This window comes from Armatimonadota bacterium (genome assembly GCA_031459765.1).
GTDB classification, from domain to species: Bacteria; Sysuimicrobiota; Sysuimicrobiia; order Sysuimicrobiales; family Kaftiobacteriaceae; genus Kaftiobacterium; species Kaftiobacterium secundum.
In genome coordinates this window covers 48655-61251 of record JAVKHY010000005.1, presented here as the reverse complement: position 1 = coordinate 61251, position 12597 = coordinate 48655, and the positions used below count along the sequence as shown (strand labels likewise).

The window sequence follows — 12597 nt, the reverse complement described above, 5'->3', positions numbered from 1 at the left end:
TGCGCTCACCTCGGGATGGGTCAGAGCAGAGGCGCGATCACGATGGAGACGATGGCCATGAGCTTGAGCAGAATGTTGAGCGACGGCCCGGCGGTGTCCTTGAAGGGATCGCCCACGGTGTCGCCCACCACCGCCGCCTTGTGGGGGTCGGACCCTTTCCCGCCCAGATGCCCTTCTTCGATGAACTTTTTCGCATTGTCCCAGGCGCCGCCGGTATTGGCCATCATCACCGCGATCATGAAGCCGGTGACGATGGACCCGGCGAGGACGCCGGCCAGGGCCGCCTTGCCGAGGAGGAACCCCACGGCCACCGGCACGACGACGGCGGAGAGCCCAGGGACGACCATCTCCCGGATCGCCGCCGCGGTGGAGATGGACACCGCCCGGGCGTAGTCGGGAGCGGCACGACCTTCGAGCAGCCCCGGCGTATCGCGGAACTGCCGGCGCACCTCCTGCACCATCTGCATCGCCGCGCGTCCCACGGCGGCCATGGCGAAGGAGGCGAAGAGGAACGGCATTGCCCCGCCGATGAACAGCCCGAGCAGCGTCGTGGGCGCCAGCAGATCGACGGAGCGGAGCCCGACCACCTCGGCATAGGAGACCAGAAAGACCAGGGCGGTCAGGGCCGCCGAACCGATGGCAAACCCTTTGCCGATGGCGGCCGTGGTGTTGCCCACGGCGTCCAGCGACTCCGCGCGGCGGCGGACCTCCCCGCCCAGGTGGGCCATCTCGGCGATCCCCGCCGCGTTGTCCGCGACGGGACCGTAGGAGTCCGTGGCCAGCGTGATGCCCAGGGTGGAGAGCATGCCCACGGCGGCGATGGCGATGCCGTAAAGGCCGCCGAAGGCGTGGGCCAGCAGGATCGCCGCGCCCACCGCGGCCACGGGGAGCAGGATGCTCTGCATCCCCAGAGCCAGCCCTTCAATGATGTTGGTGGCCGACCCGGTCTGCGCCGCCGCCGCCAGGCGTCGGGTGGGCCGGTAGGACGACGAGGTGTAGAACTCCGTCGCGTAGCCGATGACGATGCCGGCGAGCAGCCCGGAGAGGAAAGCCCAGTACAGCGCCAGGTCGCGGAGCATGACGTAGATCGCCGCCCCGCCCAGGACCGCCGTCCCCACCGTGGCGCCGAGGATCCCGCGGTTGAGGGCCTGATGCGCCGATTCATCGGCCCGCACCCGGACCATCAACGTGCCCACCAGGCTGCCCACGATCCCCAGCGCTGCCAGGACGAAGGGCAGCGTGACCAGGGCTCCGCCGGCCCCCGCGACCCCCAGGGCCACGGCCGCGATCAATGAGCCCACGTAGCTCTCGAAGAGGTCGGCGCCCATCCCGGCGACGTCGCCGACATTGTCGCCCACGTTGTCCGCGATCACGGCCGGGTTGCGCGGGTCGTCCTCGGGGATCCCCGCCTCGACCTTGCCCACCAGGTCCGCCCCGACATCGGCCGCTTTGGTGTAGATCCCGCCGCCGACGCGGGCAAAGAGGGCCACGGACGAGGCGCCGAAGGAGAAGCCGAAGATGGCGTTGGCGTCGTGAAAGATGCGGAACAGCGCCAGCACCCCCAGGAGGCCCAGCGACACCACGCCGAACCCCATCACCGCCCCGGAGCGGAAGGCCATGACCAGTCCCGCGTTGAGGTCGCCCTGCACCGCCCAGGCCGTGCGCGCGTTGGCCAGCGTAGCGATCCGCATGCCCAGGTTGCCGGCAAGGATCGACAGGGTGGCTCCGGTCACGAAGGAGATCGCCAGCTTCGCCTCCAGCGCGATCCAGAGCAGTGCGGCGACCACGGCGACGAAGACGGCCAGCACCTGGTACTCCCGCGCCAGGAAGGCCATCGCCCCGGTGCGGATCGCTCCGGCGATCTCGCGCATCCGGGCATCGCCCGCCTCGGCGCGGCGGATCCAGGACGCCGTAGCCAGGGCGTAGACCAGCCCCAGAACCCCGACCAGCAGCACCCCGTACCACATCGAGTTGAAATCCGCCAGCGGCATCACCTCCCTCGCCGGGCCGCCCCCTTACCAGGGGTCGGCGTAGCGTTCTTCCTTCCAGGGATCGGCATGGTTGTGGTAGCCGTTGCGCTCCCAGAACCCCGGTCGATCCCGGGCCATCAGTTCCACGCCCCGCACCCACTTTGCGCTCTTCCAGAAGTACAGGCGGGGGACGACCAGACGCAGGGGCCAGCCGTGCTCGGGGGTGAGGTCCGCGCCGTCCGCCCGGAAGGCAAACAGGGCATCGGGGGCCTGCAGGTACTCCAGGGGCAGGTTCGTCTCATAGCCCTGTTCCGCGTGCACCATGGCGAACGCCGCCGTCGGTCTGACCCCGGCCAGATCGAGCACCGCTTTCGCCGGCACCCCTTCGAAGGTGACGTCGAACTTCGACCACGCCGTGACGCAGTGCAGGTCGCAGGTCAGCGTCGTCCTGGGGAGGGCCATGAACTCCTGGTAGGTCAGCCGTACCGGCGTCTCCACCTCGCCGAAGATGCGGAAGTCCCAGCGCGCCGGGTCGAAGGGCGGCACCGTGCCGTAGTGCAGGACGGGCCACCTGGCGGTCTCGTACTGACCCGGCGGCAGTCGGCCGGAGGGGGCGGGCGGACGTTCAGGCATGGGGTGGGATACCTTCGCCATCCCTGCCGCGCCCGCCTGGACGGCCTGTGGTCGCGTTGAACCGGTTCATCGCCGCCGGAATCCCCTCGGTCACCGCCACCTCCAGAGCCTGTGCGGCCCGCTCCAGGACTTCATCGACGACAGGCTGCTCCTCGGGGCGGAACCGCGCCAGGACATAGTCGGCCGGATCGACTCCCTCCGGCGGCCGTCCGATCCCCACCCGCAGCCGCGGGAAGTTCGTCGTCCCCAGGGCCTCGATGATGGACTTCAACCCGTTGTGTCCGCCGGCGCTTCCGCCGGGGCGCAGGCGGATCCGCCCCAGGGGCAGATCCAGGTCGTCCGCCACGACGATGATGTCCTGGACGTCCACCCGATGGCGCCGGCACAGCTCCAGCACCGCCGCCCCGCTGACGTTGACGTAGGTCTGGGGGCGGGCCAGCAGCACACGGGTGCCTCCGATCGACCCGCGCCTCACCTCGGAGAATCCCTCTTCCTGCCAGGCGGCAACCCCGAGACGGCGGCCCAGCCGTGAGACGACCTCCCAGCCGACGTTGTGGCGCGTGCCGCGGTAGCGGCGGCCGGGGTTGCCGAGCCCGATGATGAGCTTCATATCAAGGGCGCTGCACGGCAGCGCCCTTGGTCCCGGTCAATGGAGAGGAAAGCGCCCCTACTCCTTTCCCTTGCCCTTCTCCTTCTCTTCCGTCCTCTCCGGCTTTGCCGGAGCGCCCGTGGGCACCGCCGCGGCCTGGGTCGCCGGCACCCCCTCGGCCGGCACCGCGGCCTCCGGGACGGCCGGAGCCGGGACCTCCTCCGCCCTGGGGGCCACCACCGTGGCCACGACCTCGTCCGGCTCGGAGATCAGGGTCGCCTCGGCCGGGATGGCGAGATCCCGCACGTGCAGGGAGTCGCCGAGGCCGAGCGGAGAGATATCCACCTCGATGTGCTCGGGGATCTGTGTCGGCAGGCACTCCACGATGACCTCGCGCAGGTGCACGGCGAAGGTCCCTCCCTCGTCCGCCACGCCCCGGGCCTGCCCCTTGAACACAATGGGCACGTGGGCCTCCACCTTCTCGGCCAGGTCGATGGCGTAGAAGTCCACGTGGGTGATGGTTTCCTTGCGGAAGACGTCGCGCTGCAGTTCCTTGATCATCACGGTCCGGCTCGCCGACGCCCCGTCGCCGATGGCCAGGTCGATCAGGACGTTCATGCCGGCCTGGGTTCGCAGCGCGGATCGCAGCTGGCGGGCCTCCACGGCGACCGGGACCGGCTCCATCCCGCGCCCGTAGACGACTCCCGGGATCTGGCCGGCCAGGCGCAGCCTGCGGACCGCTCCTTTGCCCAGGGCGTCGCGCCGCTTCGCTTCCAGCGTGATGCGATCCATGACCGCCTCCAAAGGAAAGGGCCGGATGCTACCGGCCCACAGCCGACGCGTATTATAGCAGGGCCATCGACGAGGTGTCCACCACCACAGGGTTTCGGCTACGGCCGGACCGTCGTCCGGTGCAGCAGCCGGCCCTCGACGTCGTACAGCTCGATCTCCAGTCCGGAGGTCGTGGCCCGCACCAGCCCGAAGGTCGACCCGCCGTTGTAGACAAACTCCGCCTCCGGCTTTCCCGCCGCCGCCGGCCGCCTGGTGACGTGCATGGCCAGCGGCCCGGCCACGCCCTCCACAATGCCCCCGGGATGCCGCAGGACCGCGGCGTAGTGCACGTCGCCGGCCACGAAGACGACGCCCCGGATCCGGTGCTGCCGGATGAAGCCGAGCAGCTCCTCCCGCTCCGCGGCATATCCTTCCCAGGAGTCGGGGCCGTGGTACTTCAGTGTCACGCTCGAACCGATCACTTTGAAGGTCGCGGGAGACGTCAGCAGCCCGCGCTGCAGCCACGCCTTCTGCGCCGCGCCGAGCATCGTCTTCTCCGGGCCGTCGCGCCAGGAGGCCGGCGTGCGGTACTGACGGGTGTCCAGGATGAACACTTCCAGATGCCGGCCCCAACGGAAGGCGCGGTACAGCCGGCTGCGGTCGGCGGGATCTTCGCGAACAGGCCAGGACTCGAGGAAGGCCTGGCGGCCGACGGGCAGCCGGTGGTGGGTGCGGTCGAAGTTGTTGGCCACCTCGTGGTCGTCCCAGACCGCATAGACGGCGGTGGCCCGGAGCAGCCGGCGAAAGGCCTCGTCGGCGCGGTTCCGTCGGTAGGCGGCGCGGTACTCCTGGAGGCTGCGGGCGTAGCCGTCCAGGTCGGCGTAGACCGTGTCGCCGAGGAAGAGGAAGAACTGCGGCTGCCTGGTCCGCATCGCCTCGAAGATGCGGAAGGGCTGGTAGCGCTCGCTGGTATCGGCCCCCCAGAGGAAGACGACGTCGGCGTCGGCCGTCGGCTCCGGAGCCGTGACAAAGGACCCGACGAGCCCGGCGCCCGCACGCCCCCCCTCCTCCGCCACCGGCCGGTAGTAGTACCGCGTGCCGGGCCGCAGTCCGGTCAGCTCGACCTTGACCGTGCAGTCGGTCGCCGCCGTCGCCTGCACCGGCCCGATGACGGAGCCGAGCGCGGGCGACGTCCCGAACTCGAACCGGACTGCGGCCGGTTCGGCGGCGCGGGTCCAGAGCACGGCGGCGGAGTCCGTGACGTCCCCGCTCGCCGCTCCGTCGGGGAAGCCGATGCGGCCCTGCGGCCGGACCGGCGCGGCCGGCGCCGCGACGGTCAGGGCCGCCGTCAGCACGACCACCGGAATCCGAAGACGGGGGCGGACCGTCACTGACCGGCGGGGGCGGACTCCAAGCTGATCCGGTCGAGGGTCACGCCCGCCTGCTCCAGCATCTCCCGGGCCAGCGGATCGGGGTAGTCCCCGGCGAAGACGATGCGCCGGATTCCCGCGTTCACGATCATCTTGGCGCAGGTCAGGCAGGGCTGGTGGGTGGTGTAGATCGTCGCGCCGACGATGGCCACCCCGTGATAGGCGGCCTGGATGATGCTGTTCTGCTCGGCGTGCAGGCACAGGCAGGTATCCAGGGCGACGCCGGAGGGGGCGGCCGAGGCGCACCGGGCGCAGCCGCCCTCCCCGCAGTTGGGCAGCCCGCGCGGGGTGTCGTTGTAGCCGGTGGACAGCACCATCCGGTCCTTGACGATGACCGCGCCCACGTGGCGGCGCAGGCATGTGGAGCGGGAGGCGGCCAGGACGGCCAGGCGCATGAAGTACAGATCCCACGACGGGCGGCCGCTCATCGCGTCCCGTACAGCCGGTCGCCGGCGTCGCCCAGGCCGGGCACGATGTAGCCGTGGTCGTTGAGGTGGCTGTCGATCGCGGCGGTGTAGATCTCCACATCCGGGTGGGCCCGGTGCACCTTCTCGATGCCTTCGGGCGCGGCGATGATGGCCAGGACGCGGATCGTCTTGCATCCGCGCTGCTTCAGGGTGTCGATCGCCGACACCGTCGACCCGCCCGTGGCCAGCATCGGGTCGACGATCAGCACCTCGCGCTCGGCGATGTCCTCCGGCAGTTTGGCGTAGTAGGGCACGGGTTCCAGGGATTCCGGATCGCGGTAGATGCCCAGGTGGCCGACACGCGCCGTGGGGATGAGGCGGGTGATCCCCGCCTCCATGGCCAGCCCGGCGCGCAGAATGGGGACGACGGCGATCTCCTGGCCGGCGATGGTGCGCCCTCGGGCCGTGGCCAGCGGGGTCTCCACCTCGATCTCGCGCGTGGGGTGCGACCGCGTCACCTCATAGGCCATGAGCATCGCCAGTTCCTCGACGAGCTCGCGGAACTCCTTGTGCCCGGTGCGCTTGTCGCGCAGGATGGTCACCTTGTGCAGGATCAGGGGGTGATCGAAGACATAGACTTTGCCCCTGCTCACGCTCGCACCTCCCCGACCCGATGGGATGTCCGCTACCCCCGGTGGCCGCCGCGCCCGGGGGTGTCGGCCGCCCCGCGTTCCAGAGCCTCGATCTTCCGCACCCGCTGCTCGTGCCGGCCGCCCTCGAAGGGCGTCAGCAGCCAGGTGGCCACGATGTCGCGGGCCACCTCGCTGCCGACGATCCGCTGGCCCAGGGCCAGCATGTTGGCGTCGTTGTGAGCGCGCGCCAGGCGGGCCGTCGTCACGTCGTGGCACAGCGCGCACCGCACCCCCGGCACCTTGTTGGCCACCATCGCCTCGCCGTTGCCCGAGCCGCCGATGACGATCCCGCGCTCGCAGTCCCCGCGGGCCACCGCCTCCGCGGCCGGGGCGATGACGTCGGGATAGTCCACGGGATCTTCGGAGTGGGTCCCGAAATCCCGCACCTCGTGTCCCAGCTCCCGCAGGAAGGGTTTCAGTTCTTCCTTCAGGCGATAGCCGGCGTGGTCGCTGGCCAGGGCGACGCGCATCGGCTACGCGGCCACGTCCCGCAGGACGACCGCCCCCTGGCGGATCAGACGGGGAGGGTCCGCCGTGGCATCGACAACGGTGGACGGCAGACCCAGCGGGACGCGTCCGCCGTCGATGACCAGATCGACCCGATCCCCCAGCTCGAAGACCGCCCCCTGCGCCGTCACCGGGGCCGGCGCGCCGTGGGTGTTGGCGCTGGTGCCGACGATCGGCACACCCAGGTCGCGCACCAGCGCGCGCGGCATGGGATGCCCGGGCACGCGCAGGCCGACGGTCTCTCCGCCGCCGGTGACGAAGGCGGGAATGCGGGCGGAGCGGCGCACCACGATGGTCAGCGGTCCCGGCCAGTACAGCGCCGCCAGCCGGCGCGCCGCCGCGGACACCGCCGTCCCGTACTCCTCCAGCTGGGCGGGATCGGCCAGCAACACCGGCAGCGGATCGTCGAGCCCGCGGCCTTTCAGGGAGATGATGCGGCGCACGGCGCCCTCGTCGTCGATCCGGCAGCCCAGGCCGTAGACCGTGTCCGTGGGATAGACGATGACGCCGCCGCGGCGGAGCACCTCCAGGGCGCGCCGGGGCGCGCGGCGCTCGTGGGGCTCGACGCGGATGATCGGGAGAGGGCGGGGCGTCAGATCGCCGACGTTGGCGAAGGTGAGCCCGTAGTAGGACATCGTCGGCTACTTACTTTCGCCCGCTCCGGAGGTCTCCCTCCGCCGCACGGTGGCGCCGGCGGGCGGCGACAGCCCGCTCGATCCCCACGCCGTCCGGCAGCCGGAGCACATCGCCGTAGCGGCCGTCCTGCTCAATCGCGCCAGCGACGGCGTCGGCCTGGCCGGCTCCGACCTCCATCGCCAGCAGGCCGCCCGGCCGCAGCCATGTCGCGGCATCGGCGATCAGTCGCCGATGCAGCAGGCTCCCGTCCCCCGGCACGAAGATCGCCTGACGAGGCTCGAACTCACGGATCTCCGGGGCGAGGAGAAAGGCCTGGTCCTGCGGGACGTAGGGCGGGTTGCTGACCACGACATCGAGCCGCCCGCGCCATAGAGCCGGCAGCGCCTGGAAGAGATCGCCTGCGCGGAAGTGGACGCGCGGGGCGACGCCGTGCCGCTCTGCGTTGGCGCGCGCGACCGCCAGCGCCTCGGGCGAGATATCGGTGGCAAAGACGAGGATCTCCGGCACCAGGTGCGCCAGACTGATGGCGATGGCGCCGCTGCCGGTGCCGATGTCGGCCACACTGGCCGCGTGCTGTTCGCGCACCCACTGCGCCACGTACTCCACCAGGACTTCGGTCTCCGGCCGGGGGATCAGGACGCGCTCATCGACGGCGAAGCGCAGGCCCATGAACTCCCGCTCGCCCACGATGTAGTGCAGGGGCCGGTGCCGCGCCCGCTCCCGGAGCAACGCGCCGTAACGGGCGAACACCTCCTCGGGCACGGGCTCGTCCCAGCGGGCGTACAGTCCTGCGCGGTCCCAGCCCAGGAGGAAGCGCAGCAGCACCTCGGCCTCCAGCGCCGGTTCCGCCGCGCCCAGGCCCTCCAGATGCCTCCGGCCGTACAGGAAGGCCTCTCTGATCGTCACCGCTGCGGTCAACCGGGCGCGGCCGAGGTCAGCGCCCGCAGGTCGGCGGCGGCCAGGGCATCGGTCAGCTCCTCGAGCCGGCCGTCCAGCACCCCCCGCAGGTCGTGGACGGTCAGGCCGATGCGGTGATCGGTGACCCGGTCCTGGGGAAAGTTGTAGGTCCGGATCTTCTCGCTGCGCTCGCCGCCGCCGACCTGCTCCCGGCGCTGCCGGGCGATCTCCGCCTGCCGGCGCTCCACCTCGGCTTCCAGCAGCTTCGCGCGCAGGATGCGCATCGCCTTCTCGCGGTTCTGATGCTGGGACCGCTCATCCTGACAGGCCACGACGAGCCCCGTGGGCAGGTGCCTGATCCGCACCGCCGTTTCCACCTTGTTCACGTTCTGGCCGCCGGCTCCCCCGGCCCGGTAGGTCTCCATCTCCAGCTCGTCGGGCCGGATCTGCACCTCGACCTCCTCGGCCTCGGGGAGCACGGCGACGGTGGCCGTGGAGGTGTGGATCCGCCCGGAGGCCTCCGTGGCCGGCACCCGCTGCACGCGGTGCACGCCGCTCTCGTACTTCAGGCGGCGGTACGCCCCCCGGCCCTGGATGCTGAAGACGATCTCCTTGAACCCGCCGAGCTCGGAAGGACTGCTCTGCAGCACCTCCACCTTCCATCCGTTGCGTTCGGCGAAGCGCGCATACATCCGGTACAGGTCGCCGGCAAAGAGCGCCGCCTCCTCGCCCCCCGCCCCCGCCCGGATCTCCACGATGATGTTCCGATCGGCCAGGGGGTCCTTGGGAGTCAAGGCCTCGCGCAGCCGCAGGGCCAGCGCCTCACTCGCCTCCCGCAGCCGCGCCGCCTCCGCCCGGGCCATTTCCCGCAGCTCGGGATCCGCCTCGTCCCGGGCCAGGACCGCGGCGTCCTCCATCTCCCGGACCAGGCGCAGGTACTCCCGGTAGGTCGATACCGTCGGGGCGAGCTGGGCCTGTTCCCGGGCCACCCGCTGATAGCGCTCGGGGTCGGCCAGCAGGGACGGGTCGGCCAGGGCGCGCAGCAGTTCGTCGTGGCGCGCCGCCATCGCCTCCAGCCGCTCCAGCATCACGGCATGATCGAGTCCCATCGCAGTCCTATTATAGAAGGCTCAAAGCACGGGCGGGGCGGCCCGCGTCGCCTGTTCCCGGTCAACGACTTCGCGCAGGGCGCGGACGGCCACCTCGATTTCGTCGTCGTCCGGCTCGCGCGTCGTCAGCCGCTGCAGCCAGAGGCCCGGCAGCACGAGCGGCCGGACCCAGCGGGAGCGCGCGCCGGCACGGATGATCTCGTAACTCACGCCGGCCACGAGCGGGATGAAGGCGACGCGGCTCAGGAGGCGCAGCAGCAGCGGGGGCCGGCCCAGGAAGGAAAAGACGATCACGGCCACGATCATGACGATGAGCAGAAAACTCGTTCCGCAACGGGGGTGGAACCGGCTGCAGGCGCGGACGGAGGCGACGTCCAGGGCCGCGCCGGCCTCATAGGCGTTCACCGCCTTGTGCTCGGCGCCGTGGTAGGCAAAGATACGGCGGATGTCGGGCAGCCGGCCGATCGCGGCGATGTAGGTGACGAGCACGGCGACGCGGACGGCGCCCTCGGCGAGGTTCAGGGTGTAGACGCTGCCCAGGTAAGGATCCAGGGCGCGGCCGATCGCCGCCGGCAGGAGGAAGAACAGACCGATCGCCAGGCCCAACCCCGTGACGATGGCCAGCAGGGCCTGCCGCGGGGTCATCGCCTCTTCGGTGCCCAGGGCGGCGTTGGCCGACCAGAACAGCGCCCGAACCCCCAGCCGCAGCGCCTCGTAGAGGACGATCACGCCGCGGAGCACCGGGGCCCGGAGGACCCGGTGGCGCAGCAGGAGCGAGTGCACCGGTTCGGTGAACGCCGTGATCTCCCCGTGAGGCAACCGCACGGCGGTGGAGGTCCACCGCGGGGAGCGCATCATCACCCCCTCGATGACGGCCTGTCCGCCGATGAGGATCGCGGACTCCGCCATGGCCGCCTACCGCGCCCGGCGGCCGGGCTCCGCGGACCTCCCCTCCGGCTCCGGCCTTCCCGGCACGAGGTGATGCTCGCGGCAGCGGGCCTCGTAGGACTCCTGGGCGCCGATGAGGATGACGGGATCCGTATACTGCGCCGGCCGGCCGTCGACCAGCCGCTGGGTGCGGCTGGCCGGCGCCCCGCAGACCATGCAGATCGCCTGCAGCTTGTCCACCTGCTCGGCTCGGGCCAACAGCTCCGGCATCGCCCCGAAGGGTTCGCCGCGGAAGTCGAGGTCCAGCCCGGCGACGATGACGCGGATCCCGCGGTCGGCGAGCTCCTGCGTCACGTCGACGATCCCCCGGTCCAGGAACTGCGCCTCGTCGATCGCCACCACGGTGACATCCGGCTCGAGGTGCGCCAGGATCTCCGTGCTGTCGGCCACCGCCACCGCCTCCACCCGGGCGCCGTCGTGCGAGGCCACCTGCCGCCGGCCGTAGCGGTCGTCGAGGGCGGGCTTGTAGACCTGCACCCGCTGGCGGGCGATCATCGCCCGACGAACCCGGCGGATCAACTCTTCGCTCTTCCCGCTGAACATGCTGCCGCAGATGACCTCGATCCGGCCCCGCCGTTCATCCACGGCCCTCACCCCCGGGAGGCCAGCCGTCCTCGAATCGCCGGCCACACCAGCCAGCCGACGGCGATGAGGATCGGCGTCAGCACCAGCACGATGACGCCCCCCCGTAGCCCCCACTCGGTCTGCCGGGCCTCACGCTGGGCCTGGTCGGTGGCGCGGCGCGCGGTCTCCATATGGTCCCGGACCACCTCCAGGTCGAGGCGGCGCAGCGGCTCGGCGGCGGCCAGCGCCGCCGCCACCACAACCGGTCCCTCGGAGAGAAGCATGCGCCGCGCCGGACTGGCGGCGAGCAGGATCCGGTAGACGAACCTTGCCGCGGCCACATAGTCGGATCCCTCGATCGGGCGGAGGGGGGCGGCCCCGGTCACCTTCGCCTCCCAGGCCCGCTCCACCTCGCTCAATGGCTCGCCGAAGTGCCGGGCAAACAACTCGGGAAAGTCGAAGTAGCGGTAGGCGACGCGGTCGACGAACGCCGCGGTCCGTGCCGGCCCATAGCGCTCCAGCAGGTAGGCCACGAAGGACACCGCGGCGGGATAACTGGCGGGGAGCCGGTCGCCGAAGTCGGCGGGCGCCAGAAGCTCCTGCAGGCGGGGCACGGCCAGGCCGGCCGCCCGGACCGCCGCCAGGTGCCTGTGGGCATTTACACCGCTGACCCGATCGGCGAGGGCGTCGCCCAACCCCCAGCGCAGCAGCGGGATCGCCCTCGGGAAGCGGTCGGCGATCAGGACCCGGGTGATGGTGTAGGGCGTCAGCGCCCGGTCGTCGCCCGCGTACACCGTCCCCCAGGCGTGGACCGTCTCCCCGTCTCCCGAAGAGGCGAAATACCACCAGTCGGAGCGGAAGCGCTCGGCGGTCGGATAGAGGGGGTAGACCAGACGCACCGGGGGGAGACGCAGCGGCGCGATGGCGTCGCCGTAGATGCGCTCCAGCACCGCCGCGACCCGCTCCACGTGGACGGCGCCCGCCGTCCCCTCCACGACATAGATGAGGAAGTGCTCCGTGGCGTGGAGGCGCCAGCCCGGGACGGGCTCGGCCGCGGCGGCGGGAACCGGCGCCGCACCGACGATGAGCAGCACACTGAAACACAAGAGGGGACGGCCGATCCGCCCCCACCTTGCGCGTCCCACGTCACCGGACCGTCAGGAAACCTTTAACCCGTACTTCCTGGCGAACTTCTGCACGCGGCCTTCGGCGTCGATGAACTTGCGCTGCCCGGTGTAGAAAGGATGGCACCGGGAGCAGATTTCCACGCGGATGCTCTGCTTGGTCGAACCGGTGACGAAGGTGTTCCCGCACGCGCAGGTCACCGTCGTCTGGTAGTAGGCCGGATGAATGCCCTTTTTCATCGCCTGCTCACCTCGGGAGAGGTCCGGGCGATTATAGCACGGCACCCCGGCAAAGAAAAGCGCCGCCGCCCCGGCGTTGA

Annotated in this window: 15 protein-coding genes; all 15 read right to left on the bottom strand. The window is 71.1% G+C overall.

From position 1 onward, the window contains the following. Nucleotides 1–20: 20 nt before the first annotated feature. Complete coding sequence (locus QN141_08075; GenBank protein MDR7558432.1) at nt 21–1991, bottom strand: sodium-translocating pyrophosphatase; 1971 nt, start codon at nt 1989–1991, stop codon at nt 21–23. A 24-nt stretch (nt 1992–2015) separates the two neighbouring features. Further along, nucleotides 2016–2603, bottom strand: coding sequence for a sulfite oxidase-like oxidoreductase (locus QN141_08070; protein ID MDR7558431.1), 588 nt, complete (start codon nt 2601–2603; stop codon nt 2016–2018). Next, nucleotides 2596–3213 (bottom strand): aminoacyl-tRNA hydrolase, encoded by a 618-nt coding sequence (pth, locus tag QN141_08065; GenBank protein ID MDR7558430.1) that lies wholly within the window; start codon nt 3211–3213, stop codon nt 2596–2598. The genes QN141_08070 and pth overlap by 8 nt, the downstream gene beginning before the upstream one ends. A 57-nt stretch (nt 3214–3270) precedes the next feature. Then, nucleotides 3271–3984, bottom strand: a complete 714-nt coding sequence (locus tag QN141_08060) for a 50S ribosomal protein L25 (GenBank protein ID MDR7558429.1) — start codon at nt 3982–3984, stop codon at nt 3271–3273. Between the two features lie 98 nt (nt 3985–4082). After that, nucleotides 4083–5324 carry an alkaline phosphatase D family protein gene (locus QN141_08055; GenBank protein MDR7558428.1) on the bottom strand — a complete coding sequence of 414 codons (1242 nt, stop codon included), beginning with the start codon at nt 5322–5324 and terminating at the stop codon, nt 4083–4085. Between the two features lie 26 nt (nt 5325–5350). Continuing rightward, nucleotides 5351–5821: a cytidine/deoxycytidylate deaminase family protein gene (locus QN141_08050; GenBank protein MDR7558427.1), complete on the bottom strand. Its 471-nt coding sequence runs from the start codon at nt 5819–5821 to the stop codon at nt 5351–5353. Next, complete coding sequence (gene upp / locus QN141_08045) at nt 5818–6453, bottom strand: uracil phosphoribosyltransferase (GenBank protein ID MDR7558426.1); 636 nt, start codon at nt 6451–6453, stop codon at nt 5818–5820. The genes QN141_08050 and upp overlap by 4 nt, the downstream gene beginning before the upstream one ends. Nucleotides 6454–6485: 32 nt before the next feature. Then, a complete protein-coding gene (gene rpiB / locus QN141_08040) occupies nt 6486–6962 on the bottom strand; it encodes a ribose 5-phosphate isomerase B (protein MDR7558425.1) in 477 nt (158 codons plus the stop codon). A gap of 3 nt (nt 6963–6965) precedes the next feature. Then, a complete protein-coding gene (locus tag QN141_08035) occupies nt 6966–7634 on the bottom strand; it encodes an L-threonylcarbamoyladenylate synthase (GenBank protein ID MDR7558424.1) in 669 nt (222 codons plus the stop codon). A gap of 10 nt (nt 7635–7644) precedes the next feature. Beyond that, entirely contained in the window at nt 7645–8541 is an 897-nt protein-coding gene (gene prmC / locus QN141_08030; GenBank protein MDR7558423.1) for a peptide chain release factor N(5)-glutamine methyltransferase, read from the bottom strand. 8 nt (nt 8542–8549) lie between these two features. Then, a complete protein-coding gene (gene prfA / locus QN141_08025) occupies nt 8550–9620 on the bottom strand; it encodes a peptide chain release factor 1 (protein MDR7558422.1) in 1071 nt (356 codons plus the stop codon). Nucleotides 9621–9662: 42 nt separating this feature from the next. Further along, nucleotides 9663–10550, bottom strand: coding sequence for a DUF1385 domain-containing protein (locus QN141_08020; protein MDR7558421.1), 888 nt, complete (start codon nt 10548–10550; stop codon nt 9663–9665). 6 nt (nt 10551–10556) lie between these two features. After that, complete coding sequence (locus QN141_08015) at nt 10557–11174, bottom strand: thymidine kinase (protein MDR7558420.1); 618 nt, start codon at nt 11172–11174, stop codon at nt 10557–10559. A 5-nt stretch (nt 11175–11179) separates the two neighbouring features. After that, nucleotides 11180–12298 (bottom strand): hypothetical protein, encoded by a 1119-nt coding sequence (locus tag QN141_08010; GenBank protein ID MDR7558419.1) that lies wholly within the window; start codon nt 12296–12298, stop codon nt 11180–11182. Between the two features lie 12 nt (nt 12299–12310). Further along, the gene (gene rpmE, locus QN141_08005; GenBank protein ID MDR7558418.1) at nt 12311–12517 is read right to left on the bottom strand and encodes a 50S ribosomal protein L31; all 207 of its coding nucleotides are present in this window, start codon (nt 12515–12517) and stop codon (nt 12311–12313) included. Between the last annotated feature and the right edge of the window lie 80 nt (nt 12518–12597).

What these genes read in the sequence shown, in the direction of transcription:
- QN141_08035 (MDR7558424.1), bottom strand. Translation starts at nt 7,634, where the DNA reads ATGTCCTACTACGGGCTCACCTTCGCCAACGTCGGCGATCTGACGCCC.
- pth (MDR7558430.1), bottom strand. Translation starts at nt 3,213, where the DNA reads ATGAAGCTCATCATCGGGCTCGGCAACCCCGGCCGCCGCTACCGCGGC.
- QN141_08075 (MDR7558432.1), bottom strand. Translation starts at nt 1,991, where the DNA reads ATGCCGCTGGCGGATTTCAACTCGATGTGGTACGGGGTGCTGCTGGTC.
- rpmE (MDR7558418.1), bottom strand. Translation starts at nt 12,517, where the DNA reads ATGAAAAAGGGCATTCATCCGGCCTACTACCAGACGACGGTGACCTGC.
- QN141_08020 (MDR7558421.1), bottom strand. Translation starts at nt 10,550, where the DNA reads ATGGCGGAGTCCGCGATCCTCATCGGCGGACAGGCCGTCATCGAGGGG.
- QN141_08070 (MDR7558431.1), bottom strand. Translation starts at nt 2,603, where the DNA reads ATGCCTGAACGTCCGCCCGCCCCCTCCGGCCGACTGCCGCCGGGTCAG.
- QN141_08050 (MDR7558427.1), bottom strand. Translation starts at nt 5,821, where the DNA reads ATGAGCGGCCGCCCGTCGTGGGATCTGTACTTCATGCGCCTGGCCGTC.
- rpiB (MDR7558425.1), bottom strand. Translation starts at nt 6,962, where the DNA reads ATGCGCGTCGCCCTGGCCAGCGACCACGCCGGCTATCGCCTGAAGGAA.
- prfA (MDR7558422.1), bottom strand. Translation starts at nt 9,620, where the DNA reads ATGCTGGAGCGGCTGGAGGCGATGGCGGCGCGCCACGACGAACTGCTG.
- QN141_08060 (MDR7558429.1), bottom strand. Translation starts at nt 3,984, where the DNA reads ATGGATCGCATCACGCTGGAAGCGAAGCGGCGCGACGCCCTGGGCAAA.